The sequence below is a fragment of the Allotamlana fucoidanivorans genome, from assembly GCF_006265225.1.
GTDB classification, from domain to species: Bacteria; Bacteroidota; Bacteroidia; order Flavobacteriales; family Flavobacteriaceae; genus Allotamlana; species Allotamlana fucoidanivorans.
Genome location: NZ_VDCS01000011.1, coordinates 61,061 through 87,292, shown reverse-complemented (window position 1 = coordinate 87,292; position 26,232 = coordinate 61,061). Strand labels below are relative to the sequence as shown.

At 33.3% G+C, this 26,232-nt stretch carries 27 protein-coding genes; 12 read left to right on the top strand and 15 right to left on the bottom strand.

Annotated features, from left to right (window positions below; translation table 11 throughout):
- Positions 1 to 544: 544 nt before the first annotated feature.
- From rplS to FGF67_RS12260, 4 genes are all read right to left on the bottom strand, one after another.
- A complete protein-coding gene (gene rplS / locus FGF67_RS12275) occupies positions 545 to 895 on the bottom strand; it encodes a 50S ribosomal protein L19 (RefSeq protein ID WP_139698046.1) in 351 nt (116 codons plus the stop codon).
- Between the two features lie 309 nt (positions 896 to 1,204).
- Positions 1,205 to 1,882, bottom strand: coding sequence for a tRNA (guanosine(37)-N1)-methyltransferase TrmD (gene trmD / locus FGF67_RS12270; RefSeq protein WP_139698045.1), 678 nt, complete (start codon positions 1,880 to 1,882; stop codon positions 1,205 to 1,207).
- 97 nt (positions 1,883 to 1,979) lie between these two features.
- Positions 1,980 to 2,984: a M28 family peptidase gene (locus FGF67_RS12265; protein ID WP_233244072.1), complete on the bottom strand. Its 1,005-nt coding sequence runs from the start codon at positions 2,982 to 2,984 to the stop codon at positions 1,980 to 1,982.
- 68 nt (positions 2,985 to 3,052) lie between these two features.
- Entirely contained in the window at positions 3,053 to 4,105 is a 1,053-nt protein-coding gene (locus tag FGF67_RS12260) for a M28 family peptidase (protein WP_139698044.1), read from the bottom strand.
- Between the two features lie 318 nt (positions 4,106 to 4,423).
- Here FGF67_RS12260 and FGF67_RS12255 point away from each other — a divergent pair, with 318 nt between their 5' ends.
- A complete protein-coding gene (locus tag FGF67_RS12255) occupies positions 4,424 to 5,278 on the top strand; it encodes a universal stress protein (RefSeq protein WP_139698043.1) in 855 nt (284 codons plus the stop codon).
- Between the two features lie 54 nt (positions 5,279 to 5,332).
- On the opposite strand, the gene FGF67_RS12250 is transcribed toward FGF67_RS12255, so the two are convergent.
- From FGF67_RS12250 to FGF67_RS12235, 4 genes are all read right to left on the bottom strand, one after another.
- A complete protein-coding gene (locus FGF67_RS12250; RefSeq protein WP_139698042.1) occupies positions 5,333 to 5,515 on the bottom strand; it encodes a hypothetical protein in 183 nt (60 codons plus the stop codon).
- 118 nt (positions 5,516 to 5,633) lie between these two features.
- Positions 5,634 to 6,242 (bottom strand): tRNA (guanine-N1)-methyltransferase, encoded by a 609-nt coding sequence (locus tag FGF67_RS12245; protein WP_139698041.1) that lies wholly within the window; start codon positions 6,240 to 6,242, stop codon positions 5,634 to 5,636.
- Positions 6,243 to 6,381: 139 nt separating this feature from the next.
- Entirely contained in the window at positions 6,382 to 7,830 is a 1,449-nt protein-coding gene (locus FGF67_RS12240; protein ID WP_139698040.1) for a glyceraldehyde-3-phosphate dehydrogenase, read from the bottom strand.
- A 144-nt stretch (positions 7,831 to 7,974) separates the two neighbouring features.
- Positions 7,975 to 9,375, bottom strand: a complete 1,401-nt coding sequence (locus FGF67_RS12235) for a trypsin-like peptidase domain-containing protein (protein ID WP_139698039.1) — start codon at positions 9,373 to 9,375, stop codon at positions 7,975 to 7,977.
- A 125-nt stretch (positions 9,376 to 9,500) separates the two neighbouring features.
- On the opposite strand from FGF67_RS12235, the gene dapF reads away from it, so the two are divergent.
- The 5 genes from dapF (at position 9,501) to FGF67_RS12210 (ending at position 13,524) form a co-directional block, all read left to right on the top strand.
- Positions 9,501 to 10,274 (top strand): diaminopimelate epimerase, encoded by a 774-nt coding sequence (gene dapF / locus FGF67_RS12230; protein WP_139698038.1) that lies wholly within the window; start codon positions 9,501 to 9,503, stop codon positions 10,272 to 10,274.
- Positions 10,271 to 10,795, top strand: a complete 525-nt coding sequence (locus tag FGF67_RS12225) for a GNAT family N-acetyltransferase (protein ID WP_139698037.1) — start codon at positions 10,271 to 10,273, stop codon at positions 10,793 to 10,795. Before dapF ends, FGF67_RS12225 begins: the two co-directional genes overlap by 4 nt.
- Positions 10,796 to 11,839, top strand: a complete 1,044-nt coding sequence (mltG, locus tag FGF67_RS12220; protein WP_139698036.1) for an endolytic transglycosylase MltG — start codon at positions 10,796 to 10,798, stop codon at positions 11,837 to 11,839. It begins immediately after the preceding gene.
- Positions 11,840 to 11,844: 5 nt separating this feature from the next.
- Positions 11,845 to 12,747 (top strand): DUF2279 domain-containing protein, encoded by a 903-nt coding sequence (locus FGF67_RS12215; protein WP_139698035.1) that lies wholly within the window; start codon positions 11,845 to 11,847, stop codon positions 12,745 to 12,747.
- 111 nt (positions 12,748 to 12,858) lie between these two features.
- A complete protein-coding gene (locus tag FGF67_RS12210) occupies positions 12,859 to 13,524 on the top strand; it encodes a transglycosylase family protein (protein ID WP_139698034.1) in 666 nt (221 codons plus the stop codon).
- 18 nt (positions 13,525 to 13,542) lie between these two features.
- Here the strand turns inward: FGF67_RS12210 and FGF67_RS12205 are convergent, their stop codons facing one another.
- The 3 genes from FGF67_RS12205 to dnaA are packed head-to-tail and all read right to left on the bottom strand — an operon-like array spanning position 13,543 to position 16,155.
- Positions 13,543 to 14,256 carry an SAM-dependent methyltransferase gene (locus tag FGF67_RS12205; RefSeq protein WP_139698033.1) on the bottom strand — a complete coding sequence of 238 codons (714 nt, stop codon included), beginning with the start codon at positions 14,254 to 14,256 and terminating at the stop codon, positions 13,543 to 13,545.
- Position 14,257: 1 nt separating this feature from the next.
- On the bottom strand, positions 14,258 to 14,716 hold the full coding sequence (locus tag FGF67_RS12200) for a low molecular weight protein-tyrosine-phosphatase (protein ID WP_199240682.1): 459 nt from the start codon (positions 14,714 to 14,716) through the stop codon (positions 14,258 to 14,260).
- 11 nt (positions 14,717 to 14,727) lie between these two features.
- The gene (gene dnaA / locus FGF67_RS12195; protein WP_139698032.1) at positions 14,728 to 16,155 is read right to left on the bottom strand and encodes a chromosomal replication initiator protein DnaA; all 1,428 of its coding nucleotides are present in this window, start codon (positions 16,153 to 16,155) and stop codon (positions 14,728 to 14,730) included.
- 192 nt (positions 16,156 to 16,347) lie between these two features.
- On the opposite strand from dnaA, the gene FGF67_RS12190 reads away from it, so the two are divergent.
- Positions 16,348 to 16,749, top strand: a complete 402-nt coding sequence (locus tag FGF67_RS12190) for an acyl-CoA thioesterase (protein WP_139698031.1) — start codon at positions 16,348 to 16,350, stop codon at positions 16,747 to 16,749.
- Here the strand turns inward: FGF67_RS12190 and FGF67_RS12185 are convergent.
- Positions 16,743 to 17,354, bottom strand: a complete 612-nt coding sequence (locus FGF67_RS12185; protein WP_139698030.1) for an IMPACT family protein — start codon at positions 17,352 to 17,354, stop codon at positions 16,743 to 16,745. The two genes, FGF67_RS12190 and FGF67_RS12185, sit on opposite strands and share 7 nt — an antisense overlap.
- A 175-nt stretch (positions 17,355 to 17,529) precedes the next feature.
- Here FGF67_RS12185 and FGF67_RS12180 point away from each other — a divergent pair, with 175 nt between their 5' ends.
- Complete coding sequence (locus FGF67_RS12180) at positions 17,530 to 19,884, top strand: zinc-dependent metalloprotease (protein WP_139698029.1); 2,355 nt, start codon at positions 17,530 to 17,532, stop codon at positions 19,882 to 19,884.
- A gap of 39 nt (positions 19,885 to 19,923) precedes the next feature.
- Here FGF67_RS12180 and FGF67_RS12175 read toward each other — a convergent pair whose 3' ends face one another.
- From FGF67_RS12175 to FGF67_RS12165, 3 genes are read right to left on the bottom strand one after another with little or no spacing between them, the layout of a single operon-like run.
- On the bottom strand, positions 19,924 to 20,535 hold the full coding sequence (locus tag FGF67_RS12175) for an HAD family hydrolase (protein WP_139698028.1): 612 nt from the start codon (positions 20,533 to 20,535) through the stop codon (positions 19,924 to 19,926).
- Positions 20,513 to 21,535: a bifunctional diaminohydroxyphosphoribosylaminopyrimidine deaminase/5-amino-6-(5-phosphoribosylamino)uracil reductase RibD gene (gene ribD, locus FGF67_RS12170; RefSeq protein WP_233244071.1), complete on the bottom strand. Its 1,023-nt coding sequence runs from the start codon at positions 21,533 to 21,535 to the stop codon at positions 20,513 to 20,515. Before ribD ends, FGF67_RS12175 begins: the two co-directional genes overlap by 23 nt.
- Positions 21,535 to 21,987, bottom strand: a complete 453-nt coding sequence (locus tag FGF67_RS12165; RefSeq protein WP_139698027.1) for an LEA type 2 family protein — start codon at positions 21,985 to 21,987, stop codon at positions 21,535 to 21,537. Before FGF67_RS12165 ends, ribD begins: the two co-directional genes overlap by 1 nt.
- Before the next feature lie 53 nt (positions 21,988 to 22,040).
- On the opposite strand from FGF67_RS12165, the gene FGF67_RS12160 reads away from it, so the two are divergent.
- The 4 genes from FGF67_RS12160 to FGF67_RS12145 all read left to right on the top strand — a co-directional run bounded on the left by FGF67_RS12160 (position 22,041) and on the right by FGF67_RS12145 (position 26,216).
- Positions 22,041 to 22,532: a GNAT family N-acetyltransferase gene (locus FGF67_RS12160; RefSeq protein WP_139698026.1), complete on the top strand. Its 492-nt coding sequence runs from the start codon at positions 22,041 to 22,043 to the stop codon at positions 22,530 to 22,532.
- Positions 22,529 to 23,374, top strand: a complete 846-nt coding sequence (gene prmC / locus FGF67_RS12155; RefSeq protein WP_139698025.1) for a peptide chain release factor N(5)-glutamine methyltransferase — start codon at positions 22,529 to 22,531, stop codon at positions 23,372 to 23,374. Before FGF67_RS12160 ends, prmC begins: the two co-directional genes overlap by 4 nt.
- Complete coding sequence (gene ligA, locus FGF67_RS12150; protein ID WP_139698024.1) at positions 23,374 to 25,371, top strand: NAD-dependent DNA ligase LigA; 1,998 nt, start codon at positions 23,374 to 23,376, stop codon at positions 25,369 to 25,371. Before prmC ends, ligA begins: the two co-directional genes overlap by 1 nt.
- 86 nt (positions 25,372 to 25,457) lie before the next feature.
- Positions 25,458 to 26,216 carry a hypothetical protein gene (locus FGF67_RS12145; protein ID WP_139698023.1) on the top strand — a complete coding sequence of 253 codons (759 nt, stop codon included), beginning with the start codon at positions 25,458 to 25,460 and terminating at the stop codon, positions 26,214 to 26,216.
- Positions 26,217 to 26,232: the final 16 nt, after the last annotated feature.

Here is a 26,232-nt window from a genome sequence, read left to right as displayed (position 1 = left end):
TCATTTAAACTTTCAGTTCAAGTTTTGTTATTTCAATGAAACATTTTTTTGATTTTCAAAATGTATTGACCCACCAAATAAATGCTTCGTTAATTGTTTTTCTTGATGCTATTAAATCCCTCTTCGCTTTCGCGTTAAAATATTAAAAGCATTGTTTTAATTACCACAATAACTTTTTAATCATTATGGATTTTAAACTTTCAATTAATCATCATATGAACTACTTACATGACTCATATGATTCTTAATATCATGATTATTTTACTTTCATGCCTACACATGTTGTAAATTAATCTCAAAAAACAATTGTGTTTAAGAACGTTACCTTATTTAGAAAATAATGCAAATTCGTTGTTGAGGCGAAACCAACTTATGGGTTGTCATTATTTCTTGTGCTAATATATAAATAATATAGTGTAAAACCAAGGTTTTCAGTGAATTAGTTATTAACCATTTATAAACTCTAGTTATCAACTTTTGTTAATAAAAAAAGCCTTGAGAGAAACTCAAGGCTTTTAAAACTCCCGTTAAGGGATTATACATATTAACGTCTACGCTCAGCGATTCTGGCTTTTTTACCAGTAAGACCTCTAAAGTAGTAAATTCTAGCTCTACGTACTTTACCACGTTTGTTAACTTCAATTTTTTGTAATGCTGGTAAATTTACAGGGAAGATACGCTCAACACCTATTGACCCAGACATTTTTCTAATTGTAAAAGTCTCTGAAGTGCCAGATCCTCTTCTCTGAATAACTACACCTCTAAAAAACTGAGTACGTGTTTTGTTACCCTCTTTAATTTCATAGTAAACAGTAATAGTATCACCAGCTGCAAATTCCGGTAATTCTTTCTTGGTTACAAATTCGTCTTGTACAAATTTTACTAAAGATTCCATATCTTTAAAATATTAAATGGTTGATTCAGAACAACATTCACGATTCTCGCCAGAGGTTAACCCGAAATTGGGTGCAAAAATAATCATAAATTAATTATCAACAACTTTTTATTGTAATTTTTTTAGTGTTACCCTGCGGGTCAGGCTATCCGCTCTATCTTTTTTGAAGCTTCGCTTCGGTATCTACAAACAAAATTTTATTTTGTTCTTGATAACCTCAAAAAAGGATGCCACTACTATCCTTAACACAGTTTATAGCCACATTAGTTATTTGTTATAATAACCTCAGCTAAGTTCAAAATAGAAAAACTATTCCTCTAATAAATCAGGGCGTCGCTCTTTGGTTCTTAAATAGGCTTGTTCTTCACGCCATTTTTCTATTGCGGGTAAATTTCCGCTAAACAACAATTCAGGTACTTTCATGCCTTTGTATTCACGTGGTTTTGTGTAAATGGGCGGTGCTAGCAAATTGTCTTGAAACGAATCGGTAAGCGCAGAGGTTTCATTTCCTAAAACGCCAGGAATGAGTCTTATCATCGCATCACAGAGTACGGCAGCTCCTAATTCGCCACCAGAAAGCACGTAATCTCCAATTGATATTTCTCGAGTAATAAAATGGTCACGAACACGCTGATCTACACCTTTGTAATGACCGCATAAAATAATTATATTCTCTTTTAATGATAATTGATTAGCAATACCTTGCCTTAAGGTTTCTCCATCGGGTGTCATATAAATGATGTCATCATAGTTTCGTTCTGCTTTTAATGCAGAAATACACTTGTCAATAGGTTCAATGGTCATGACCATACCAGCGCCACCACCAAATTGGGTGTCATCTACAGATTTGTAGTTATCTGTAGTATAATCTCTTAAATTATGAAAATGGACTTCTACTAACCCAGATTCAATAGCTCGCTTTAATATGGAAGCTTCAAAAGGACTTTTAAGTAGTTCTGGTAAAACAGTAATAATGTCAATGCGCATGAATAATCAATTAAGAGCGCAAAGATAGTGTAATCTTCCTAATAAATAAGATTTACAACATTCCAGTGCCTAGTGAAAATTGAATAGGTATCTATACTTAATTTAGTTTTATTCTGTCATGTCTATTAGCTAATTCCCAAGCCGTATGAAAGATTAATCGCGTACGGGTTTCAAGGAATTCGTAGTTAATTTTATCGGGTGTGTCAGATGGTCTATGATAATCTGCATGTGTACCGTTAAAGTAAAAAATTACGGGAATATTGTGCTTGGCAAAATTGTAATGATCTGAACGGTAATAAAAACGATTCGGATCATTATCATCATTATAAGTATAGTCAAATTCTAAATTAAAATATGCTTTATTCACTTCTTCAGAAACATCGTGTAATTCTTGACTTAGTTTATCTGAACCTATAAGATACAAGTAGTTTTCACCGCCTTCATGTTTCTTGTCTACCCGTCCAATCATATCAATATTCAAATTAGCAACCGTATTTTTTAAGGGGAAAACGGGGTCAACATCTGCATAATAACGCGAACCATATAAGCCAAGTTCTTCGCCTGTAACATGTAAAAAAAGAATACTGCGTTTAGGACCATTTCCCGCTTTTTTTGCCTCATTAAAAGCCTTAGCAATGGACATTATAGCTACTGTTCCAGACCCATCATCATCAGCACCATTATTAATATCACCATTGCTGGAGATTCCTATATGATCTAAATGAGCAGAAATAATAATAATTTCATCAGGTTTTTCAGAGCCTTTTATAAACGCTAAAACATTTTCAGAAGCTTTAATGTCACCCGTAAAATAAGATGCTGGAATGTCTTGAAAATAATCCTCACCTCCTAATGGAGAAGGGATATTGTTTGATTGATAAAACTCTTTAATAAACGCTATTGCTTTTTTTTGCCCTAGTTCTCCTGTTTTTCTTCCTTCAAATTCATCTGAGGCATACGTAAATAACATCTTTTTAAGGTCACTTGCTACAATATTTTCTACGTAGACTTCTGTGTTAGATACTTTTTGGTTTTTATTTTGAGAAGAACTACAACCAGTTAGTGATAATGTAGCGCAAAAAAGTAGGATTATTTTTTTCAATGTGACTTTATTTACTGTTATTGTTGCGATATTACAAAAATGAATTGATTAGGGCGTGTCTTTTCGGTCTATTTTAACAATTGATTGTCGCTGTCTACCTTAAGTTTTGTATTCTGATTGGCAATTTGCCATGCGGTAGCAAAAATAAGCTTTGTGCGTTTCTCAAGCATGGCGTAATCAATTTTATCGGGCGTGTCACTTGGTTTGTGGTAATCTGCATGAACGCCATTGAAATAGAAAATAACAGGAATACCTTTATTTGCAAATTTATAGTGATCTGATCGCTCATAATAGTGATTAACATCATTCTCTTTGTTATATCTGTAGTCTAAATTAATATTGAAAAAGGTGTTGTTTATCTTTTCTGATAAGTAGTGTAGTTCAAGGCTTAACCTATCTGAACCAATTAAATACAGGTAGTTTTTATTGTTTTGGTGTAAATCATCAATACGACCTATCATATCAATATTAAGATTGGCTATGGTGTTATGTAGTTCAAATACTGGGTACTTTGTGTAGAATTCAGCTCCCAGTTGACCAATTTCCTCGGCAGTTAAATGTAAAAATAGAATAGACCGCTTGGGTTGATGTCCATTTTTGGCAGCTAGTTTAAAGGCTTGTGCCATTTCCATAATGGCAACATTACCAGACCCATCATCATCTGCACCGTAATAAATGTCGCCGTTATCAGATAGACCTAGGTGGTCTAAATGTGCCGATATGATGATAACTTCTTCAGGTTTTTCTTTTCCTTCAATATATGCCAAAACATTTTCTGAGTCATTTAAATCATCTGATAAATAATGATTAGGAACAATTTGATAATAATTATTTGCTCCAAAAGGGGTTGGTATATGCTCAGTTTGGTAGTAATTCTTTAAAAAATTTGCTGCTAATTTTTGCCCTTTTTCACCCACTTTTCTGCCTTCAAATTCACCAGATGCGAATGTATAAAGATGTGATTTTAATTCCTCTTTTGTAATAGTATTGGAATATTGAGCAATTAAAGCGCTGTCAGCAACTACAATACTGTTTTTTAGGGTTTTAATACGTTGTGTGTATTTAGGTGTTGCACAGGTACCTAGTAAAGCAAGTAATGAAAGCGTGAAAATGGTTTTCATAATATTTTATAGGCCTAATACCTACATTTGCCAATGTGTCAATTTAAAAAAATAATCTTTTATTAGTCATTATCAAATTAATGGCTTCAACGAATATAGCAATTAACTAAGAATTTCTTATGGTTTAGATAGGTTCTTTTTCAAAAAAGAATTTGGGTAAACCTTGTAGTGCAAAGGGTTGAACTCACCTAGCTGATATTTGTCATAGTATAAATCTCTCATCTCAATTATATTTACTTAATGTGAATCAATAAATAAGCTCTAAATAAAGTGATCATGTGATGGGGAAGGTTCTTGTTTATATAAAAATACCGTATCATGAAAAACATTCTTTTACCTTCAGATTTTTCTAAAAACTCATTGAATGCCATTCATTATGCAATGGATTTACTTAAAGATGAGCCTTGTAATTTTTACATATTGAATGTGCAAAAAGCGTCTTCTTTTATTTCAGATGATATTATAGCTTCTAACACTTCAACCACTATTTATAATACTTTAATTGATGCTGCTAAAAAGTCTATTGAAAATATTATTTCAATAGTTACTAGTGAATATCAAAATGATAAGCATGAATTTTTTTCAATTGTTGATTATGATAATTTTATTGATGCTATAAACCAAATTTCTGATGAGTACCAAATAGATTTCATTATTATGGGAACAAAAGGTGCTTCAGGGTTAGGAAAAAAATTATTTGGTAGTAATACTGTTAGGGTTATACAGCGGTGCAAAACACCTGTTTTAGTAATACCTGATGCCTGCAAGTTTAAGACAATAGAAAAGATAGCATTTACAACTAATAATTTGGCCCTGTTCAACTCAAAAGAGTTTAGAGTGATGCAGCATTTATGGGAATTGAGTAAGGCTCAGTTAAACATTATTCATGTGGCCGATGAGCATCACTTAGCACAAAACCAGGAACGTAATGAGGAGTTTTTTAAAACCTATTTTCCTGAGGCTAGCCATGATTATATAGATTCCAATTCAAAACATATTTTTGAAGCTATTCAGAACTATATTGCCGCGAATAATATAGAATTGTTAGCGATGATGAATAAAAAACATTCATTTATAGAGCGGTTATTTACAAAACATATGGTAGAAACGTTTGCGTTTAAAATTGATATTCCTTTTTTAGTCTTGCAACTTCATACAAATAAAAAGAAATAAAAAAGGTTGAGTTTTGAAGTAAAACTCAACCTAAATATAATCTGTTTTTTTAGCCTATGCAGAATTTGAATGGGATACCGTGGTATTTAAATTTGAAAACAAGTACTCTTGGCTGAACTTCATTTTCATAAAAAGGTTTTGATTCACTTTAACAGGAATCTCTAAATTTGGAAATTTGATTAAGTAATGTTGCTGGTCTTGGCCAACAAGTTGAACAACAATAGGTTTTTTCTCCATAATCTAAAATTTTTAAAAATTAAACTATAAAAAATTGACGTATTGTTTTTTATACAAATGGCGTTCCAAATTAATACACAACATTAACATGAAACTTTGACAGGTTATAGAAGCAAATTTATCCTTTCTTTTGCTTGTTTATTTCGTCTTGTAATTGACGTCGTACTTTCTGCTCGCGCTCTAATGCCGTTCGTCTGTGCTCGTCAAACTCTTCTTCAATTTCTGCTAAATTTCTTCTGGCTTCGGTAGTTATTGCATTACTGTTTTTAAACTTATAAATAAAAAATAACAATAAGGCTAATAGGGCACCAATTATAGACCACATTAGCACATTGTAATTGGTTTTACTCATTTGCATACCAAATAAGGCCATACTATTCTTTTCAATATTTGTTTGGTCTAAATCCATCTTCGTATTTGAAAGATTGCTTTGCAAATCTGAAATTTCTTGAGCCTGTTGTTTTACAACGCTTCTTGTTTCGTTTAAGTCTTTATGCACAGCTTTTAGGGTATCTAAAGTATGTGCTTTTAAGGTGTATAACCAGCTTTTGTTAACTACTTTGTAATTTTGATAGTTATTTGATTTTCTTATTACAAATTCAAATTGGTTATCTATAGTACCGCTGTTAAGAGAGAGATTGTCATCCTCACTTTTTACTTGTGAAAATGAGGTCATTGAAAATAAAAAAGAGAAAAGAATAACAAGTAAAGACTTTATAAAATTCATTTTTCGGAATGCTTTAATGGTTTATTTTGGTTGCGCAATTTATAAAATATTGTTTATTAAATGCTTATAATATTCAAAAAGCCTCATAAAATGAGGCTGATTTATATACGTTTTAAATTTTAATTTAGATCATCATTTTTTAATAATAAGTATAACGTCTTACTTTGGCAATATATTTTGCTAATCTAACCACTTGATGGCTGTAGCCATATTCATTGTCATACCAAATGTAAATAATAATATTTTTTCCATCGGCTCTTACAATAGTGGCTTTACTATCGTATATTGAAGGAGCAGAACTTCCAACAATATCGCTAGAAACTAATTCGTCACTCAATTCAAATTTTATTTGCTCCACTAAATCACCTTCCAGGGCATATTTTTTAAGAATGGTATTAACACCATTTAAGCTGGTTTTTGTTTCTAATTCTAAATTAAGAATCGCTAAAGAACCATTAGGAACGGGTACTCTAATAGCATTTGAAGTTAGTTTTCCTTCCAAACTGGGAAGTGCTTTGGCTACGGCTTGGCCTGCTCCAGTTTCTGTAATCACCATGTTGAGTCCCGCTGCACGACCACGTCGGTATTTTTTATGAAAATTATCAACTAAATTTTGGTCATTGGTGTAGGCATGAATCGTTTCAAGATGCCCGTTTTTTACTCCAAATGAATCTTCAATGACTTTTAAAACAGGGGTAATGGCATTCGTTGTGCAGGATGCTGCTGAAAAAATGTCAATAGTATCAGGGTTGTATGCTTTGTGGTTTACGCCATATACTATATTGGGGATTTCTTTACCGGGCGCGGTCAACAGGACTTTATCTACTCCTTTAGATTTTAAATGCTTGCCTAACGATATTTTATCTCTAAAGGCACCTGTATTATCTATAACTAAGGCATTATTGATACTGTATTTTGTATAGTCCATGTTTTCAGGTGAATTTGCTGAGATAACATAAACCGTTGTTCCATTAATAATCAAAGCATTTTTATCAATATCTGTTGAAACTGTTCCTGGAAAATCACCATGAACCGAATCGTTTCTTAAGAGAGAGGCTCTTTTTTTTAAAATTTCGGCAGTGATGTCTCCCCGTGTCACAATGGCTCTTAGTCTTAATTGGCTTCCCGATCCTGTTCTTGTCATGAGTTCTCTAGCAATGAGTCGTCCTATTCTACCAAAGCCGTACAGAATGACATCTTTAGGAGCAATCTCTCCATTTTTTCTAGCGTCCTTAAGCTTTCTAGCTATAAACGCTGTAGCGTTATTGTGCTGGTTTTCTTCAAGGTGATATTCATAGGTAAGTTTACCTATATCAAGCTTAGCAGGAGGAATGTTTAAGCTTTTTATGGCTTGAGCGATTTCTACCGAATCAAAAATGGAGATAGGTTTTTGAACAAATTTGCCAGCATAGTCATGAAGATTTAAAATTTGACTCACCGTTCGGTCAATAAGTTGATTTCTAAAAAGAACAAGTTCAATGGATCTGTCATACCAAAGGTCACTTATAATTTTTATAAATTCAACGGTTGCTTTCCTTCTATCGGCTTGAAAAGCCAATTCGTTTTCATAAGTTTTGTTAGAACTCATAGTGTTTTGTTGTAGTTTAGTTTTGAATAAAATTTTCGACTAAAATACCATATTTCAAACGTTTTCGTAAAAGGTTTTAAGAAAAAAATAACCCTTCAAAATTCACTCGGTTTTGAAGGGTTATCTCTTATAATTGAGAACAACTTATCTGAAGTTGTAACGCTCTTTTTCTCCTTGCTCATTAATCAACTCTATTTTCAATGATTCATAAAGCGATTTGTTTTTTAGAACACGCTGAACATCATCAACAGAATTGATTTTAACCCCGTTAATAGCTGTAATAATACAACCTTGAGTTACCCCGTTATTTTTCCAATATTCTTCGTATTCTTCATTCAGCTGAATAATTTTAACCCCATTTTCAGCACGGTATTTTTTTAAATCAGTTGCTTTAGCATTTTTTATTCTTCCCACTAATGGCATAGTGATAGTTTCGTTTTTTGCTAAGGTTACAGCAACTGTTTTAATTTTACCATCTCTTGAAAGTTTTAAGTTAACCACATCATTAGGACGTTTGGCACTTAAATGCCCAGTTAAATCTGAAAACTTGGAAACTTTTATGTCGTCAATCTCTTTAATAATATCTCCTTTTTGTAAGCCGGCTTTATCGGCACCTGAATCTTCAACTACACTATCTACGTAAACGCCTTCGGTATCACTAACCCCAATACGCTCAGCAATGTCACTATTAAGGGCACCACCTTGAATACCTAAAATACCATTTTGAACATTGCCATATTCCATGATGTCTTCAACCACTTTTCTAGCAATATTACTAGGTACAGCAAATGAATATCCAATATAAGATCCTGTTTGCGAGGTAATAGCCGTATTAATACCCACAAGTTCACCATTGGTATTTACTAAAGCACCACCAGAATTTCCTGGATTTACAGCGGCATCAGTTTGTATAAAAGACTGTGCACTGGTTCCTGATAAATCTCTTGATTTTGCACTGATAATACCAGCAGTTACCGTTGATGTTAAATTAAATGGATTGCCAACAGCCAATACCCATTCACCAACTTTTGCGGTATCTGAATCAGCGAAAGTTACAAAAGGTAAATCTTCATCAGCTTCTATTTTTAATAAAGCGATGTCAGTTTTTGGATCGGCCCCAACCAATTCAGCTTTATAGGTCTTATTATTGTTTAATGTTACAGATAGTTCCTGTGCATTATTGATAACATGGTTATTCGTAATAATATAACCATCAGCATTAATAATAACCCCAGACCCTGTGCCAACCTGAGCCTTTGGTGAACTTCTTCCGTAAAAGAAATCCTGAAAGCTCATTTGACCAGAACTCATAGTAACATTTTTTACATGAACTACAGCGTTAACCGTATTTTCGGCAGCACTAACAAAATCTGGTGCTTCACCCGTTTTTAGCAAGGTGTTTAAATTACTGGTTGGTAAAAAAGCAGGACTAGTATCTGCTGTAACAACCACAGGTTTGTTGTCTTGTATAAATAGTTTATAAGCGCCTAAAGTAAAAATACCACCTAAAGCTGAAACCAAAACTAATGTTATAATCTTCTTCATAATATGCATTTAAGTTTTATTCATTAACATTAAAATTAAATATTTATTGAATTTTAAATTCAACTTTAACGACGATTTAACACGCCACATTTACGGTTTAATATTTATATATTTGCAAAAAAAATATGCAGCAAACGTTTTATAAATATCAAGGAACTGGAAATGATTTTGTGATGATTGATAATCGTCAACAAAATTTTGACAAAAATGATACCAAACAGGTCGCCTTTATGTGTGACCGACGTTTTGGCATAGGCGCCGATGGATTAATTCTTCTTGAAAATCACCCAGAATATGATTTTAAAATGGTGTATTACAACGCTGATGGAAATGAAAGTTCTATGTGTGGTAATGGTGGTAGATGCCTTGTTGCTTTTGCACAACAGTTAGGGGTTATTTCAGACAAAGCTGTTTTTGAGGCTGTTGACGGCTTACATCATGCAACCATTAAAGATGGTATTGTGAAGTTACAAATGGTTGATGTTGATACTATTGAAACTTATGAAAATTACGTGTTTTTAAATACAGGTTCGCCACATCACGTTCAATTTGAGGATCAAATCCAAGCGTTTGATATTAAAAAAGAAGGCGCAAAAATAAGATATGGAGCACCATATAATGAGGCCGGAGCAAACGTGAATTTTGTAAAGAAAATTTCAGAAAATACGTTTAGGGTAAGAACGTATGAGCGCGGTGTTGAAGATGAAACTTTGTCATGTGGTACGGGAGCTACAGCGGTAGCCATTGCTATGCACGCTATGGGAGAAGTTAACACTAATCATGTTAAGCTTAGCGTGGAAGGCGGTGAACTTGAAGTGTGTTTTGATACGCAAAATGGTGAGTATAAAAATGTATGGTTAATTGGGCCAGCAACTTTTGTTTTTAAGGGAAGTATATGATAACTCTAAAAGGAGAACATATTTACCTTCGTGCCTTAGAACCTGAAGATTTAGAATTTATTTACCAGGTAGAAAATGATGAATCTATCTGGGAAATTAGTTGCACGCAAACACCTTATTCTAGATTTTTAATCAAACAATATCTTGAAAATGCACACAAAGATATTTTTGAGGTTAAGCAATTGCGACTTGTTATATCAAATTATAAAGATGAGCCTCTAGGTTTGATTGATTTGTTTGATTTTGATTTTAAGAATAGAAGGGCAGGTTTAGGTATTTTAGTGAAAAATTTTGAAGATCGATTCAAAGGTTACGGTAGCGAAGCACTAGATTTACTTATAAAGTATAGTTTTTCACATTTAGCATTACATCAACTGCATTGTTGTATTTCAGAAGACAATGAAGCCAGTCTTAAACTATTTTTAAGCAAAGGATTTATAGAAGTAGGCTTGAAAAAGGATTGGAATTTAGTTAACGGAGAATATAAAAACGAATATTTATTTCAGCTTATTAATCATTAAATGTACATTAAAAAAATACTTTTAGCTACAGCTATTTTGGGGCTTATTGCAGCCGCTTTTTTTGCCAATTTTGTTTATAAGGCAATGTTGAAGCCTAATACGGCATTCAATAATGAATCTGCATATGTTTTTATTCCAACTAATGCCACTTATCAGGAGGTTAGAAGTCAGTTAGAACCTCTGTTGTTAGACATAGATTCATTTGATGATTTGGCTGAAAGGAAAGAGTACTCTTCAAATATCAAGGCGGGAAGGTATGAGATTAAAAAGGGGATGACCAACAATGATATTATAAACTCCATTAGAAGTAGAAATCTACCCATAAAATTAGCTTTTAATAATCAAGAGTCTCTTGAGAAGTTGGCGGGAAGAGTGTCTATGCAAATTGAGGCAGATAGTATTTCGTTAATAGAGGTGATGAAAGATGCTACATTTCTTAAAGAAAACGGATTTACTGAAGCAACAGCCCTAGGTATGTATATTCCAAATAGTTATGAGTTTTATTGGAATACCTCTGCGCAAACCTTTCGAGAAAAAATGTTGACCGAATATAAACGTTTTTGGAATAGTGCCAGATTAGAAAAAGCAAAGGCTATTGGTATGGCTCCTGATGAAGTGATGACATTAGCTTCCATTGTGCACGAAGAATCTAAACAAGCTCAAGAACAACCTCGTATTGCAGGCGTTTATTTGAATAGGCTAAGGATTGGAATGCCACTTCAAGCAGATCCTACCTTAAAGTTTGCAGCCTATCAATTACCTAAATATAAAGATACCGTTATAAAACGTGTTCTTAATATTCATAAAGACATTGATTCGCCTTACAACACCTACAAGCATAGAGGGCTTCCTCCAGGCTTAATAGCTATGCCGGATATATCGGCCATTGATGCGGTTTTAAATTCTGAAACCCATAAGTATTTATATTTTGCTGCTGATGCGAAGCGTTTAGGTTTTCATAAGTTTGCTAAAACCTTATCTCAACACAATATGAATGCCAGAGCTTATCAAAGGTATTTGTCATCACAGGGTATAAACAAATAGGACGTTTGAAAGGGGGTAGATACATTTTATTTATACTTTTCCCTATTATAATACATGCTCAATCTAAGTTTGAAACTTTTTTTACTCCAAGCGATACTTTAAATGTAAAAAGGCGTAATGCGGTTATCATTTCTGAAGTTGCAATTGGTGGCGTAACTTTAATTGGTTTAAATCAATTATGGTATGCAGATTATGAGCGTTCAAAGTTTCATACAGTAAACGATAACAACGCATGGTTGCAAATGGATAAATTGGGGCATGCGTTTACATCGTATCAATTGGGTAAGCACGGAGCACAATTATTAAATTGGAGTGGTGTTAGTAAAAAGCATCAGCTTATTTATGGAGCAACCTTAGGGTTTACGTTTTTAACTGCTGTTGAAATTTTAGATGGTCATTCAAAAGAATGGGGTTTTTCCTGGGGTGATGTTTTGGCCAATGCGGCTGGTTCGGGGTTGTATATTGGGCAAGAATTATTGTGGAATGAGCAGCGAATTGCACTAAAATACTCTTTTTATCATACAAAGTACAGCCAAATACAGCCTGATAAATTCGGAACTTCTACTCTAGAACAAGCTTTAAAAGATTACAATGGTCAAACCTATTGGCTTAGCGTAAACTTGAAATCTTTTTTTAAAACAAGTAAAATACCTAGTTGGTTTAATGTTGCTGTAGGCTATGGGGCTGAAGGGATGCTTTATAAGGGGAAAAGTTCTGAAACTCCGCTATTTATAGGAGATATGCCGTATAGACAATATTTTCTTAGCCTCGATATCAATCTCAGTGCTATACAGACAAACTCTAAATTTATCAATACTGTTTTTGATGTTTTTAATATGATAAAAATACCTTTACCTACCTTAGAATTTAGCAAAAATACGTGTGTATTTCATCTATTCTACATTTAAAAAATACACATAATCGATTAATTTTGAAGTTATTGAAAAAAAATCTAATTTTGCACGCTCAAATTTCAAGGTGTATTTCAGTTTAAAAATACGCTGAAAAAATTTAAAACTATGGTAAAAAATATTGCAAGTTTAATGACTCTCATGCTTACAATATCAACACTATTGTATTTCTCAATTCAATCTGATAAGCACATTGATTTGAGTAAATATTCAACGGAAGGTTTAGATTTAGACTATACCGTTAAGCGTGAGGCAAATCAATATTATGACTTCACTAAGTCATTGAATATTGATAAAGATTATGAATATTCTCCATATTTAGGGAAATCCTTTGTAGGTTTTAAAGAAGCATTAGCATTTAAAGAATCTGGCGGAAATTATTTTTCGGTAAATACGTTTGGGTATTTGGGTAAATATCAATTTGGAGCCAGTACATTAAGGTTAATAGGTATTCATAATACGCAAAAATTCTTAAAAGATCCCAAATTACAAGAAAAAGCTTTTGTTGCCAATTTAGCTAGAAACAAGTGGATTTTAAGGCGAGATATTAAAAATTTTGTTGGTAAGCGCATTAATGGTGTTATTGTAACGGAGTCTGGTATTTTGGCTGCGGCACACCTAGCGGGGCCTGGAGCGGTAAAGAAATACTTAAGAAGTTATGGTTTAGATAATTTTGCCGACGGATTTGGTACTACGGTGTATTATTATATGAAACGGTTTTCAGGCTATGATACCACATTTGTAAAAGCTGATAAAAAAGCGAGAGCAATATAATATAAAGTATAGCGGTTTCTAACGCTTATCAATAATAAATATGGTAGGTCTTTTATGAAGATCTACCTTATTTTTTTTCCAAAATATGGCAGGCTGTGTCTTTATAAATTCGGTTGGTAGTGTAATATCACAGGCTACACAAATATACGTGTGTGTATCTAAAAGATTGGCTAATTCTTCTAATAGCTTATTATTTCTATAAGGTGTTTCAATAAATATTTGAGATTGATTTCGTTCAAAAGACAAACGTTCTAGTCGCTTTATTTCCGACCTTCGCTCCCCTTTATCAATAGGTAGATAACCATTAAAAGCGAAACTTTGTCCGTTCATACCAGAACTCATTAGGGCTAATAAAATTGAAGAAGGGCCAACTAAAGGTACTATTTTTATGTTTTTGTTATGCGCTATATGAACAACGTCTGCACCAGGATCGGCTACGCCCGGACATCCTGCCTCAGATAATAAACCTACGTGTATTCCTTTTAAGCAAGGTTCAATAAAAGAGGGTAAATCAGAAGGGTCTGTAAACTTATTTAAAACGAAAATCTTTAGAGAAGGCTGAGATTTTTCAGGACAAATTCTTTTAATAAAACGTCTAGCTGTTTTTTCGTTTTCTACAATAAAGGTGTCTATTTCTGTAATAATTTGCTTAACAGACACAGGTAAAACCTCTAAGGGGTCATTGTCTCCTAAAGTTGTTGGTATAAGGTACAGTTTGCCTTCAGGCGTCATTTTATTTGTGAGTTAATTTCGTTACAATTTGGTCACAGGCTTCGCTAAGCATGTTATAAACATTATCAAATCCTTGACTACCTCCATAGTAAGGGTCAGGAACATCGTAATTTTTGTTTGGGTATACGGTGTTCAATATCATGTTTACTTTTTGAGTATCACCCTCGTGTCTGGATAGCTTAAGTACATTTTGATAATTGGAAGCATCCATAACATATATATAATCAAACCTGTCAAAGTCAGATGCCTCAAATTGCCTACCTCTTAAATTTGTAATGTCAATACCGTGCTTTTTCGCTACAGCTATAGAGCGTTTGTCTGGCATGCTACCAATATGATAGGCTGCGGTTCCTGCTGAATCAACCGTAAATAAGTTGTTGGGTAATTTTGATTTAAGAATACCTTCAGCCAAAGGCGAACGACAAATGTTTCCTAGGCATACCATCAAAATTTTAGTCATGATGTTAAGTTTTAAACAGAAAGTTTTTTGGTAATGTCTTCAACATACTTTCTAAACTGCTTATCGGTAGAGGTTAAATTATCTACCGTTTTACAGGCATGAAGCACAGTGGCATGATCACGTTTTCCTATTTGTGATCCAATGCTTGCTAAGGAAGCTTTGGTGAATTTTTTTGCAAAAAACATCGCGAGTTGTCTGGCTTGAACAATATGACGTTTTCTTGTTTTAGATTGCAACGTGTCAATATCCATTTGGAAATAATCAGACACCACTTTTTGGATATAATCAATAGAAACTTCGCGCTTGGTGTTTTTAACGAACTTTTCAACTATAACTCTAGCTAAATCAATTGTAATTTCCTTTTTATTAAAAGAAGATTGTGCGATTAGCGAGATAATGGCGCCTTCAAGTTCTCTAACATTTGTTTTTATGTTCTTGGCAACATATTCTACAATATCGTCAGGCATTTCAACACCATCACGATAAAGTTTGTTTTTCAGGATAGAAACACGGGTTTCGAAATCTGGACTTTGTAGTTCGGCCGATAACCCCCATTTAAATCGAGATAATAAACGCTGTTCAATATCTTGCATATCAACAGGAGCCTTGTCACTGGTTAAAATGACTTGTTTTCCATTTTGATGCAAATGATTAAATATATGGAAGAATACATCTTGCGTTCCTGTTTTTCCAGATAAAAACTGTACATCATCAATGATTAACACATCAATTATTTGGTAAAAATGAATGAAGTCATTTCTGTTATTCTTTTTTACGGCATCAATATATTGTTGTGTAAATTTTTCAGCAGAGATATATAAAACTGTTTTTTCAGGATATTTATCTTTAATATCCACACCAATAGCATGTGCTAAATGGGTTTTTCCTAAACCAACACCTCCAAAAATCAATAAAGGATTAAATGACGTGCCTCCTGGTTTTGCTGCAACCGCTAAACCAGCACTGCGCGCTAGCCTGTTTGAGTCGCCTTCAAGGAAGTTTTCAAAGCTGTAATTTGGATTTAACTGAGATTCAATCTTAACATTTCTAATTCCAGGAATAACAAAAGGGTTTCTTAATTCTGGATTTTTGTTGTTAAGTGGAATATCAACATCTTGAGATTTTACAGCTGATCTATTTGAACTAGGAATTTTTTCTGTAAAAGGTTGCTTGTTGCCATACGTGTTTTCCATTTTTATAATGTAAACTAATTTGGCAGACTCTCCCAGTTCTTTCGTTAAGGCTACTTTTAAAATTTTTACATAATGTTCTTCTAGCCACTCGTAGAAGAATTTACTTGGAACCTGAATACTGAGGGCTTTATTAGAAAGCTTCACTGCGGCAATGGGTTCGAACCATGTTTTATATGCTTGCGGTTGAATGTTATCTTTTATAAACTCTAGACAATTATTCCATACCGATTGCGCAGTTACACTCATTTTTTAAGTTCTATAGGTTTTATGTTAGTAATTAGTTAGCTGGATAGGAAAACAGCTGTGTTTCCCTTTAATTGCGAGGCAAATATGTGAACAAAATTCTTAAAAAAAAAATGAAAATCTATTGAATTTTTAGAAATTTTTCCTCATGTTTAAACTCTAGCCGAAGCTACAAAAAAATATTTAAAAAAGCTTATGAAATTCGATGAAATACAAATTAGAGTGAGGTATGGAGAAACAGATCAAATGGGTGTTGTTTATCATGGAAATTATTCATTATATCTAGAAATGGGGCGTATTGAGTGGTTAAGAAAAATAGGGGTGTCTTATAAGAAAATGGAAGAAAATGGTATCATGCTTCCGGTTGTTTCAATGAGTTTAAATTATAAAAAATCAGCGGGTTATGATGATATAATTAATGTAAAAACTCAACTAAAAAAAACACCATCTGTAAGAATAGAATTTGACTACGAAATCACTAATGAAAAAGGTGAGATTTTAACCACTGCAAATACCGTTTTGGTTTTTATTGATAAGAATACAAACAAACCTACAAGACCACCTCAATATATCTTAGATGCTATAAAAGATCAATGAACACGTTTGATATCTATTTCATAGAGCTTTTCAAATGTTTGCGCTACCATGTCTGCTTCTTTTTTTCTTACTGAAATGGTGATTTGACAGTTAAGTTCTAGCTTTTGATTCGTAATATTTAGTTGCTTTTCTTTTACAATTCGCATGACTGTGTTCATGTTTTTGTATTCAAACGTAATAATATAGTCAATGTTTATTGTTTTTTCTATAATATTTGAAGCCTCAAGTATCATTTGAGCAGCTGTTTTATAAGCATTTATTAGGCCGCCAACGCCTAATTTAACACCTCCAAAATATCTAACCACCACAATTAAAATATTGGTTACATCAAATGATTGAATTTGCCCATAAATAGGCATGCCTGCAGAGTTACTGGGTTCTCCATCATCATTAGCGCGGTATGATATGGTTTCTGTACCTAATTGGTAGGCGTAACACCAATGTCTTGCGGCATGGTGTTCTTTTTTTAAGACTTCAATATGTTCTTTTATTTCAGTTTCAGTTATCACAGGAAAAGCGTAACCAAAAAACTTACTGTTTTTATCTTTAAACAGAATAGGGGGAGGACTGGTTTTAAGTGTTCTGTAGGTATCCTTAATATCCAAGGGTGTTAAAATTTATGAGATTAGTTTAGAAAATTTAATAGAAGATAAGTTTTGTTTGTTTATAATCTATACGTACTATCAATGAACTATTCATTACCATATTTTGACATAAATAGATGACAATAAGATGTGTATGGGTTTTTACATTTGAGTAACTACAAATAACTAAAATTAGATGAAATTAAAATTACAATTTCGAAAATACTATTTTTCATTAGTATTTTTGACGTTTTATGGTGTTAATGCTCAAATTAGTTTGGGAACTGGTGAAAAAATTCACCAAAAGGAATCGCTTGTAATTGATCAGATTCCAGAAGATTTACCGTCCAGTCTTTCATTGGAAGTCCATTATTCAGAAGAGTTGATGACCATAAAGTTAGAAAAATGTTCTGTTTACGGAAAGAATACTAGATTTTTAATCGATGACGGAACAGGTAAACTGGTTGAAGTTGAAAAGCCTGAAGAGTGCGTATATACTGGATATGTTAAGGAGCATCCCGAATATTACACAAACGCTGTTATAATAGAAGGGTCTTTAATTGCCACAATTGTTAGGTCTAAGGAAGAACTTATAGAAATTAGGCCTGTATCAAAAGATAAGAAGAAGCATCAAATTTTTTCAGTTAAAAATGAGCATTCCCATTTGGAAAAAGGGTGTATGAAACCTAAAGAGTCGGAAGAAGAAAACTTCGCGTTACCAAAAATTACAACTCAAAATGAGTTTGTTTCACTTCCAATTTCATCGAATAAACAGATATTTCAAAAAGTAAATGATAGTAAATTGGTAGCTAATTTGTCTCCAACTACTGTAATGGATGTTCTTGAATATGAAATTGGTGTGGAAATTGGTTCAAGAGCATTTTTTGCGAGTACAGCTTACAACGGAAACTTAGCCGCAGCTCAAGCTTCAGCGCAATCCATAATTGGTAATTTGAATAGTAGATTTCTTCATGGTTCTGGGGTGTCGTTTAAATTAGGTACGGTGATTATTAGAACCAATGTGAGTACAGATCCTTTGAGGGATTTGGTTACTGCCACAGGCGGAAGCGCCAATGCAAGTGAAAGCCTTAAGGCCTTTAAAGATTACTGGAATAGTAATCCTGGTGGTGAAATAGGAACTACCCACGATGTTGCTGTATATCATGTGCTTTCAAATCCATCTGGTTTAGCATATGTTAACAAGGTAGCCACTGCATATAAGTATGGTACGTTAGGAGGTAATGGTCCTACTAGCTGGGCAAACGGTACGGCGGTTCATGAGGTTGGACATATTTGGAATTTAAGACATACTAATAGCTCCGGAATATTTTATGAAAATAGGCCAAGAAATAATTTAGGTTCTACATCATCTGGAGGTAATGATTATTTTATTAGTGTTATGCATGGATCTGGTAATCATAATATTGGGCGATTTTCCACCGCCGAGGCTCAAGTAGTTAGGCAAGTTCTTAATCAAAAAAGATCAGCAGGTGATTTAATTGCTAATCCTGATCCTGTAAAGCCTTTTGGAGTTTATGATGAGTTTGAAGTGCAGTCTGATGATCCTGTAATAATAGATGTTATTTCTAATGACTATGATGTTAATAATGATGTGTTAGATGTGAGGGTGTTGGATCAAGTTAGTAATTTAGGAGGAACAATTAGTTTATCACCAGGTACAGGACCTGGGGGTAGAAATGAATTAATATATACACCGCCTGCATCCGGACTCAATGGTAGAGATTTTTTTCACTATACTGTTTTTGATACTTCTGGACGTACAGATTTTGGTGCCGTGTATATGTATAGAGAAACATCTCTTTTTAATGAAAACAGTGATGAGTTTTTATTTGATCTAGGGACTCGTACTTCTGCACTTTGGCCGGATTATGATAGAGTACATGGTGATACGTCTAACAGTTTATATGGTTGGACAGATACTTCAGTAGTAGTTGATAGGGATAGAGGAAGTGATTCGGGAACTAATAATCTTAACAGAGATTTATGTATGTCTTCAGAGCCCGCGACCTTTGAAACAAAGGTTCAAAATGGAAATTGGGAAGTGTTAATCACCTTTGGGGATAGATCTTATGCTCATGATGAAATTTTTGTAAAAGCTGAAGGTGTCGATAAGCTAGAGCATATTAGTACGACACCTGCTGTGTATTTTAATAGAAAATTTGAAGTTGAGGTTATGGATGGAAAACTTTCGTTGGAGTTTTCAGATCGAGGCGGAAGCGATTCTAATTGGGTTGCTACTAGGATCATTTTAAGATATTTAGGGGCTTTGAGTGTTGAAGAAAATAGTCTTGAAAAAGTGTTTTCTATGTACCCTAATCCTGTGAAATCAATCTTAAATATGGAAGTAAAAGATCGACTTAATGGAGATATTACTATAGTTAATGTCTTAGGAAGTGTTATGTATTCAAAGGCAAAGGCTTTTGCTAATGGTAAAGTAAAGGTAGATCTTGATAGTTGGGCAAGTGGTGTTTATTTCTTAACTTTTAAAAGAGATAACAGAAAAGTTGTAAAACGGATCATAATTGACTAATAGAAATTAGGTTATTTTAAGACGATAAAAGGCTTGTTTTTAAAACAAGTCTTTTTTATTGTAGAAAAGATCAATTATATCATCTTTTTCAGGGTTGATATTCCATGCCTTCATCCCTGCTTTTATAGCGGTCTCAATATTATTACTATTGTCGTCAATAAAAATACAGTTTTCAGCTTTTAAATTATTGGTATCTAAAACAAACTCAAAAATATCAATACTGGGTTTTCTTAAATGTATTTCATGAGACAGATAAAAGGCATTAAAACAAGCTTTGAATTCTTCATAGAATGCAATATTTTTTTTTATCCATTCTATATGAAGTTCGTTGGTGTTACTTAACAAAATAAGTTTGAATTTGTTTTTAGTTTTTAGATTTTTTATAAAATCTAACCTATACGTTGGAAAGTCTTTTAAAATATTATTCCATAGGTTAATTAATTTACTTTTGGTTAAATGAGGGAATTTTTTGGCGTAAAATTCTATAAAATCATCCGTAGAAATAGTGCCTATTTCATAGTGCTCATTGATCTTGATGATGTCTTCTGAAAGTGCTGAAATACCAAATGCTTTTAGAGATTCTTGAAGCCCATTTTTAATATCTAAATCAATAAAAACATTGCCAAAATCAAATATTAATGTGTTGATCATTTTGATAGGTTTTTAGTGAGTCAGACATGAAATTTTCAATAGATACAGTCATTCCTGATAGTTTGGGTGCTCTAGTACCTTCAAAAAATGTATTTGTACCTTGAAAAACACGAGCTTCATCCCAAAGGTTTTCGTCAATAAACGTTTGAAGGGTTTGCGTGCCGCCTTCAATAATTATAGAGTTGATGTTGTTTTTGTAAAGTATATCACAAATTTGTTTTGCTATAGGTTTTGAAAAATCAATTAGATCACTTGATATTATAAGGGTTTCAGCTTGATTGTTGAAGATAGAAAACGTGTTTGGAATACGGTTTTCTCTGTCAATAACAACTCGAATGGGGTTTAATCCTTTCCAGGTTCTGGTTGTTAAACTTGGGTTGTCGTCTAAAACCGTTGTTGTACCTACTAAAATAGCTTGCTCTTCTGTTCTCCACTTATGAACTAATTGTCTGGAGTATGAATTGGTAATCCAAACAGGTTTTTGTTCGTCTTTAGTTTTAGGAGCTATAAACCCATCAGCTGATTCCGCCCATTTTAAAATAATGTAAGGGCGTTTTTTATTGTGGAATGTAAAAAATCGTTTATGGTGGGTTTTGCAAGCCTCTTCTAAAACACCAACTTTAACATGACATCCGGCATTTATTAATTTGGCAATACCTTGTCCTGCAACTAACTCATTGTCATCAACACATCCTATTACTACATTAGGAATGTTATGTTTTATAATTAAATCAGAACAGGGCGGTGTTTTGCCATGATGTGCACAAGGTTCAAGGGTTGCATATAGTGTGGATTTCTTTAATAGGGATTTATTTGATACCGATGCAATTGCATTGACTTCGGCATGATTTCCACCATACGGACTTGTAAAGCCTTCACCAATAATAGTGTTATTTACCACAATAATGCAGCCAACCATAGGATTGGGTCTGGTAGTTCCTAAACCATTTTTAGCAATTTCAATACAGCGCTTTATGTAAATTTCGTCAATAGTTAACACTAGTATTTTATTTTTATTTCTTCTGTTTTATCAATGTTATAGCTATGAGAAAACCCTAAAATAGTATAATCAATAGTACCTGTGTAGCGGACAGCAACTTTTTTGCTGAACAAACTATTTATTAGTCCGCTTAAATTTTTATTGCTAAACAGGCTATCTTTAGAAATGCTGGTTTTTAAAGGTATTTTAAACTCTTTTTTTGAAGGCACATTAAATGCTTCTGTAGAAACCAAAGCCATTTCGTTATTGTTTATAAAAACTTTAATCTCATCCGTTTTTAGTTTACCACCTACATCGTTGGGGTTTAAAAATACAGCATCAGCACGAATTATAAAATGTTTTGAGGTAGATTCTAAAACGTCTATATTTTCAATGCCTTTAAATTCAGGCTTTTCAGTAATAGTACAGGCAGAGAATAATAAGTATGTTGATAAGATTATAAGCTTTTTCATTTAAAAATTTTGCTATTTGGCGTATCTTCACTGTTTCAATAAACAGTCATTAAGTGGGTAAAGATACTATAGTTATTCGAGAAATAGAACCACAAGATAATACCCTACTTGAGCAGGTTATAAAAGCGTGTTTTCATGAGTTTGAAATTCCGTTAGAAGGTACAGCTTATTCAGATCCTGAAACGGCAAAGATGTATGAATCGTATCAAAACACTAATGAGGTTTATTATGTTATTGATTGTGGAGGAGATATTTTAGGGGGTGGCGGTATAAAGCCCTTAAACAATTTTGAGACTACAGTATGTGAAATTCAAAAAATGTATTTTTCTCCTAAAGTAAGAGGTAAGGGTTATGGTAAGGTTTTATTTAGTAAATGCCTAGAAGTGGCAAAAACTCTGGGGTATGAAAAATGCTATTTAGAGTCGGCCTCTCAATTAAAAGCAGCTATTCATATTTATGAACGTTTTGGCTTTCATCATTTAGAAAAAGCGCTAGGAAATACAGGTCATTATTCTTGTGGTGTTTGGATGATAAAAACATTATGAAGCTAACAGATATTCAAAAGAAATTCAGACTAGATTTGTCGGAAGCCTATCAATTGGAAGAGGTAAACAACTTTTTTTTCATGCTAGTTGAGGCTTATTATGACAAGACTAGGTTAGATATGGCCATGCATCCAGAAATGGAAATTCTGAATCCGCAACTCATTTTGGAGTCTTTAGAGCTTTTGAAAGGTAATAACCCCATTCAATACATTTTAGGGGTGACGGAATTTTACGGTTTGCCCTTTAAAGTTGATGAAAACGTATTGATTCCAAGACCAGAAACCGAGGAGTTGGTAGAATGGGTGTTGCACCATACCGAACCTAATCAGGAAATCAAGATTTTAGATATAGGAACAGGGAGTGGCTGTATTGCTATTTCGCTGGCTAAAAACTTAGTGAATGCCAAAGTTACAGCGCTTGATGTAAGTGCAGAGGCTCTAAGGGTAGCACAATGTAATGCCGTGTTAAATGAGGTGACTGTAAATTTTGTAGAAGCCGATATTCTTAATATACAATCTTTGGCAGATGAAACATTTGATATTATAGTTTCCAATCCGCCTTATGTGCGAGAAAAGGAACAAAAATATATGAAGCCCAATGTTTTAGAAAACGAACCCCATTTGGCTCTATTTGTAAAAGATGATAATGCTTTAAAATTCTATAAAGCCATCACAGAATTTGCTTTGACTAATTTGGTTAGAGACGGGCAGTTACTTTTTGAAATAAATGAATTTTTAGGAAAAGAAATGATTATGCTTTTACAGAAGTATAATTTTAAACAAATTGAATTAAAACAGGATATCTTCAAGAAAGATAGAATGATAAAAGGTGTTAAGAATTGATGAATACCATTGAACAGCAGATTGAAAATTTACGTAAAGAATTAAGAGCGCATAATTACAGCTATTATGTGTTAGATAACCCAACTATTTCAGATTTTGATTTTGATGTAAAGCTAAAGCAACTTCAAGAGTTAGAAGAAAAACATCCTGAATATTTTGATGCCAATTCACCAACACAACGGGTAGGTGGTGCTATTACCAAAAATTTTGAAACGGTAGTGCATGAGCATCGAATGTATTCACTTGATAATTCCTATTCGAAAGCCGATTTACAAGATTGGGAAACTAGAATTAAAAAATTAGTTGATGGAGACATTCAATATACCTGTGAGTTAAAGTATGATGGAGCGTCTATTAGTTTGACTTATGAAAACGGAATATTAATAAAAGCAGTGACACGTGGTGATGGATTTCAAGGAGATGATGTAACTGCTAATGTTAAAACTATTAAATCGGTTCCTTTAAAATTAAAAGGAGATTATCCTGAAAAATTCGATATAAGGGGGGAAATTGTTTTGCCTTTTGATGGGTTTAATAAAATGAACCAAGAACGCATAGAAATGGGAGAAGAACCTTATAGAAATCCAAGAAATACCGCTTCGGGAAGTTTAAAATTACAAGACAGTAGTGAGGTTGCCAAGCGGCCGTTAGAATGTTTACTTTATAATATAACAGGAATAAACTTAAAAATAAACACGCAATATGAATCTTTAGAAAAAGCCAGAGCATGGGGTTTTAAAGTACCCGATGCTGCTACATTAGCCAATTCAATTGATGAGGTATTAGCGTTTATAGAATATTGGAATGAACGTAGGTATAACTTGCCTTATGAAACAGATGGGGTTGTGGTAAAGGTAAACAGTTTGCAACAACAGGAAGAGTTAGGGTATACGGCCAAAGCACCGCGCTGGGCAATGGCTTATAAGTTTAAGGCAGAGCAAGTATCTACTAAACTTAATAGTATTTCATATCAGGTTGGGAGAACGGGAGCTATTACTCCTGTAGCCAATTTAGAACCCGTAGAATTAGCAGGAACTACAGTAAAGAGAGCATCCTTACACAACGCAGATCACATAGAAAAACTCGATGTGCGTGCAGGAGATACTGTGTTTGTAGAGAAAGGAGGGGAAATTATTCCAAAAATCTTGGGTGTCGATTTGAGTATGCGTTCTGAAGATTCAGAGCCTACAACATATATTTCGCAGTGCCCAGAGTGTGGAAGTGCTTTAATTAGGCAAGAAGGCGAAGCACAGCATTATTGCCTTAATTATGCGGGATGTAACCCTCAAATTATTGGAAGGATTCAACATTTTATTTCAAGAAAAGCTATGGATGTTGATGGTTTAGGTGGAGAAACGGTGGCTTTACTGGTTAATGAAGGGTTGATTTCTAATTATTCTGATTTGTATGAATTAACAAAAGATCAGTTGATTCCTTTAGAACGAATGGCAGAAAAAAGTGCTGATAATCTGATTCAAGGCATAGCAGCATCAAAATCAATAAGATTTGAACGTGTTTTGTATGCTTTAGGAATTAGGTATGTGGGAGAAACAGTAGCCAAAAAATTAGCTAAGCACTATAAAAATATAGATAGCATTATGGCGGCCACACAGGAAGAATTGATAAATGTTAATGAGATTGGCGTAAAAATAGCTGAAAGTGTTATAGAGTTCTTTTCTTCGGTTGAAAATATAAGAATCATTACCAGATTAAAACAGTTTGGCGTGCAATTATCAATGACTGAAACCGAATTGGCAGGGCAAACCGAGCTGCTTAAAGGAGATACCGTGGTGATTACAGGAGTCTTTGAGACCATTTCAAGAAATGAACTTAAAAAACTCATTGAAGACAATGGAGGAAAGGTGAGTAGTTCTATATCATCAAAAACGAGTTATATTGTTGCTGGGGCTAACATGGGGCCAAGTAAAAAAACGAAAGCAGAAAAACTAGGAGTGTTAGTTATAAATGAAAGTGAATTTTTACAAAAGTTAAATTAATAGTGTATTTCATCGATAAAATTATGTTTTTTAACGATTTTTTTAAATAGTTTTTTATGTTTGTGTACTAACTCGAAGTTGTTATTATGCAAAAATCCAAAATAATAGGAGGTATAGTCTTTATAGTCTATCTAGTCTTTATGATTTTAGAATTTAGCGAGCATTACAGTTTCGCTTTTCTTTTAGATTCATTAATGGTACCCCTAATAGGTGTGGCTTATTTTTATTCAAAAACGCCAAAGAATATTTTCTTCTTATTATTCTTACTGTTTTATACGCTTTCAGATATTATAGGGGTTGTTACGCATGTACTAACTTATTATAATCTTAGTGAACCGGAATCTTTGGTTTTTTACAAGTATGATTACTATATAGGGAATACTTTGTATATTTTTTCATATGTGTTTTTATTGATTAGAGTTGCCTCTAAAATATCCTTTTTTCATGTTTTAAGGCATTTGAAAGTGCATGTTATTGTATTAATCGGACTGAGTGTTTATTTGGTATATGTATTGCAAAACATTATTAATAAAGATCTTGAATATGAGTATGAATATAGTGTAGAATTGGTTTATAATATTATAGTCCTTTTATTATTGTCTGCCGCTCTACTTAATTACTTTTATAGAGAAAACAAACGTTCTCTATTTATGTTTTTGGGTACATTATGCATTGTGTTTGCTGAAGTACTTGATGTAGCTTATATCTACATTGATCAGAAAAGTATTTTGAATGTAACGGCTGCTTCTTTAACATTAGCTGCATTTTATTTTTATTGTAAGCAAACTAAGTTTAGAGATGTTATTTATAGAAAAGAGGAAGAGAAATATATGATGGTTGAATAAGCGCGTAAGTTTTGCT

Excerpts from the sequence above, each read along its gene's own strand:
- rplS (WP_139698046.1), bottom strand. The coding sequence starts at position 895 with ATGGAATCTTTAGTAAAATTTGTACAAGACGAATTTGTAACCAAGAAA.
- trmD (WP_139698045.1), bottom strand. The coding sequence starts at position 1,882 with ATGCGCATTGACATTATTACTGTTTTACCAGAACTACTTAAAAGTCCT.
- FGF67_RS12260 (WP_139698044.1), bottom strand. The coding sequence starts at position 4,105 with ATGAAAACCATTTTCACGCTTTCATTACTTGCTTTACTAGGTACCTGT.
- FGF67_RS12255 (WP_139698043.1), top strand. The coding sequence starts at position 4,424 with ATGAAAAACATTCTTTTACCTTCAGATTTTTCTAAAAACTCATTGAAT.
- FGF67_RS12250 (WP_139698042.1), bottom strand. The coding sequence starts at position 5,515 with ATGGAGAAAAAACCTATTGTTGTTCAACTTGTTGGCCAAGACCAGCAA.
- FGF67_RS12245 (WP_139698041.1), bottom strand. The coding sequence starts at position 6,242 with ATGAATTTTATAAAGTCTTTACTTGTTATTCTTTTCTCTTTTTTATTT.
- FGF67_RS12240 (WP_139698040.1), bottom strand. The coding sequence starts at position 7,830 with ATGAGTTCTAACAAAACTTATGAAAACGAATTGGCTTTTCAAGCCGAT.
- FGF67_RS12235 (WP_139698039.1), bottom strand. The coding sequence starts at position 9,375 with ATGAAGAAGATTATAACATTAGTTTTGGTTTCAGCTTTAGGTGGTATT.
- dapF (WP_139698038.1), top strand. The coding sequence starts at position 9,501 with ATGCAGCAAACGTTTTATAAATATCAAGGAACTGGAAATGATTTTGTG.
- FGF67_RS12225 (WP_139698037.1), top strand. The coding sequence starts at position 10,271 with ATGATAACTCTAAAAGGAGAACATATTTACCTTCGTGCCTTAGAACCT.
- mltG (WP_139698036.1), top strand. The coding sequence starts at position 10,796 with ATGTACATTAAAAAAATACTTTTAGCTACAGCTATTTTGGGGCTTATT.
- FGF67_RS12210 (WP_139698034.1), top strand. The coding sequence starts at position 12,859 with ATGGTAAAAAATATTGCAAGTTTAATGACTCTCATGCTTACAATATCA.
- FGF67_RS12205 (WP_139698033.1), bottom strand. The coding sequence starts at position 14,256 with ATGACGCCTGAAGGCAAACTGTACCTTATACCAACAACTTTAGGAGAC.
- FGF67_RS12200 (WP_199240682.1), bottom strand. The coding sequence starts at position 14,716 with ATGACTAAAATTTTGATGGTATGCCTAGGAAACATTTGTCGTTCGCCT.
- dnaA (WP_139698032.1), bottom strand. The coding sequence starts at position 16,155 with ATGAGTGTAACTGCGCAATCGGTATGGAATAATTGTCTAGAGTTTATA.
- FGF67_RS12190 (WP_139698031.1), top strand. The coding sequence starts at position 16,348 with ATGAAATTCGATGAAATACAAATTAGAGTGAGGTATGGAGAAACAGAT.
- FGF67_RS12180 (WP_139698029.1), top strand. The coding sequence starts at position 17,530 with ATGAAATTAAAATTACAATTTCGAAAATACTATTTTTCATTAGTATTT.
- FGF67_RS12175 (WP_139698028.1), bottom strand. The coding sequence starts at position 20,535 with ATGATCAACACATTAATATTTGATTTTGGCAATGTTTTTATTGATTTA.
- FGF67_RS12165 (WP_139698027.1), bottom strand. The coding sequence starts at position 21,987 with ATGAAAAAGCTTATAATCTTATCAACATACTTATTATTCTCTGCCTGT.
- prmC (WP_139698025.1), top strand. The coding sequence starts at position 22,529 with ATGAAGCTAACAGATATTCAAAAGAAATTCAGACTAGATTTGTCGGAA.
- ligA (WP_139698024.1), top strand. The coding sequence starts at position 23,374 with ATGAATACCATTGAACAGCAGATTGAAAATTTACGTAAAGAATTAAGA.
- FGF67_RS12145 (WP_139698023.1), top strand. The coding sequence starts at position 25,458 with ATGCAAAAATCCAAAATAATAGGAGGTATAGTCTTTATAGTCTATCTA.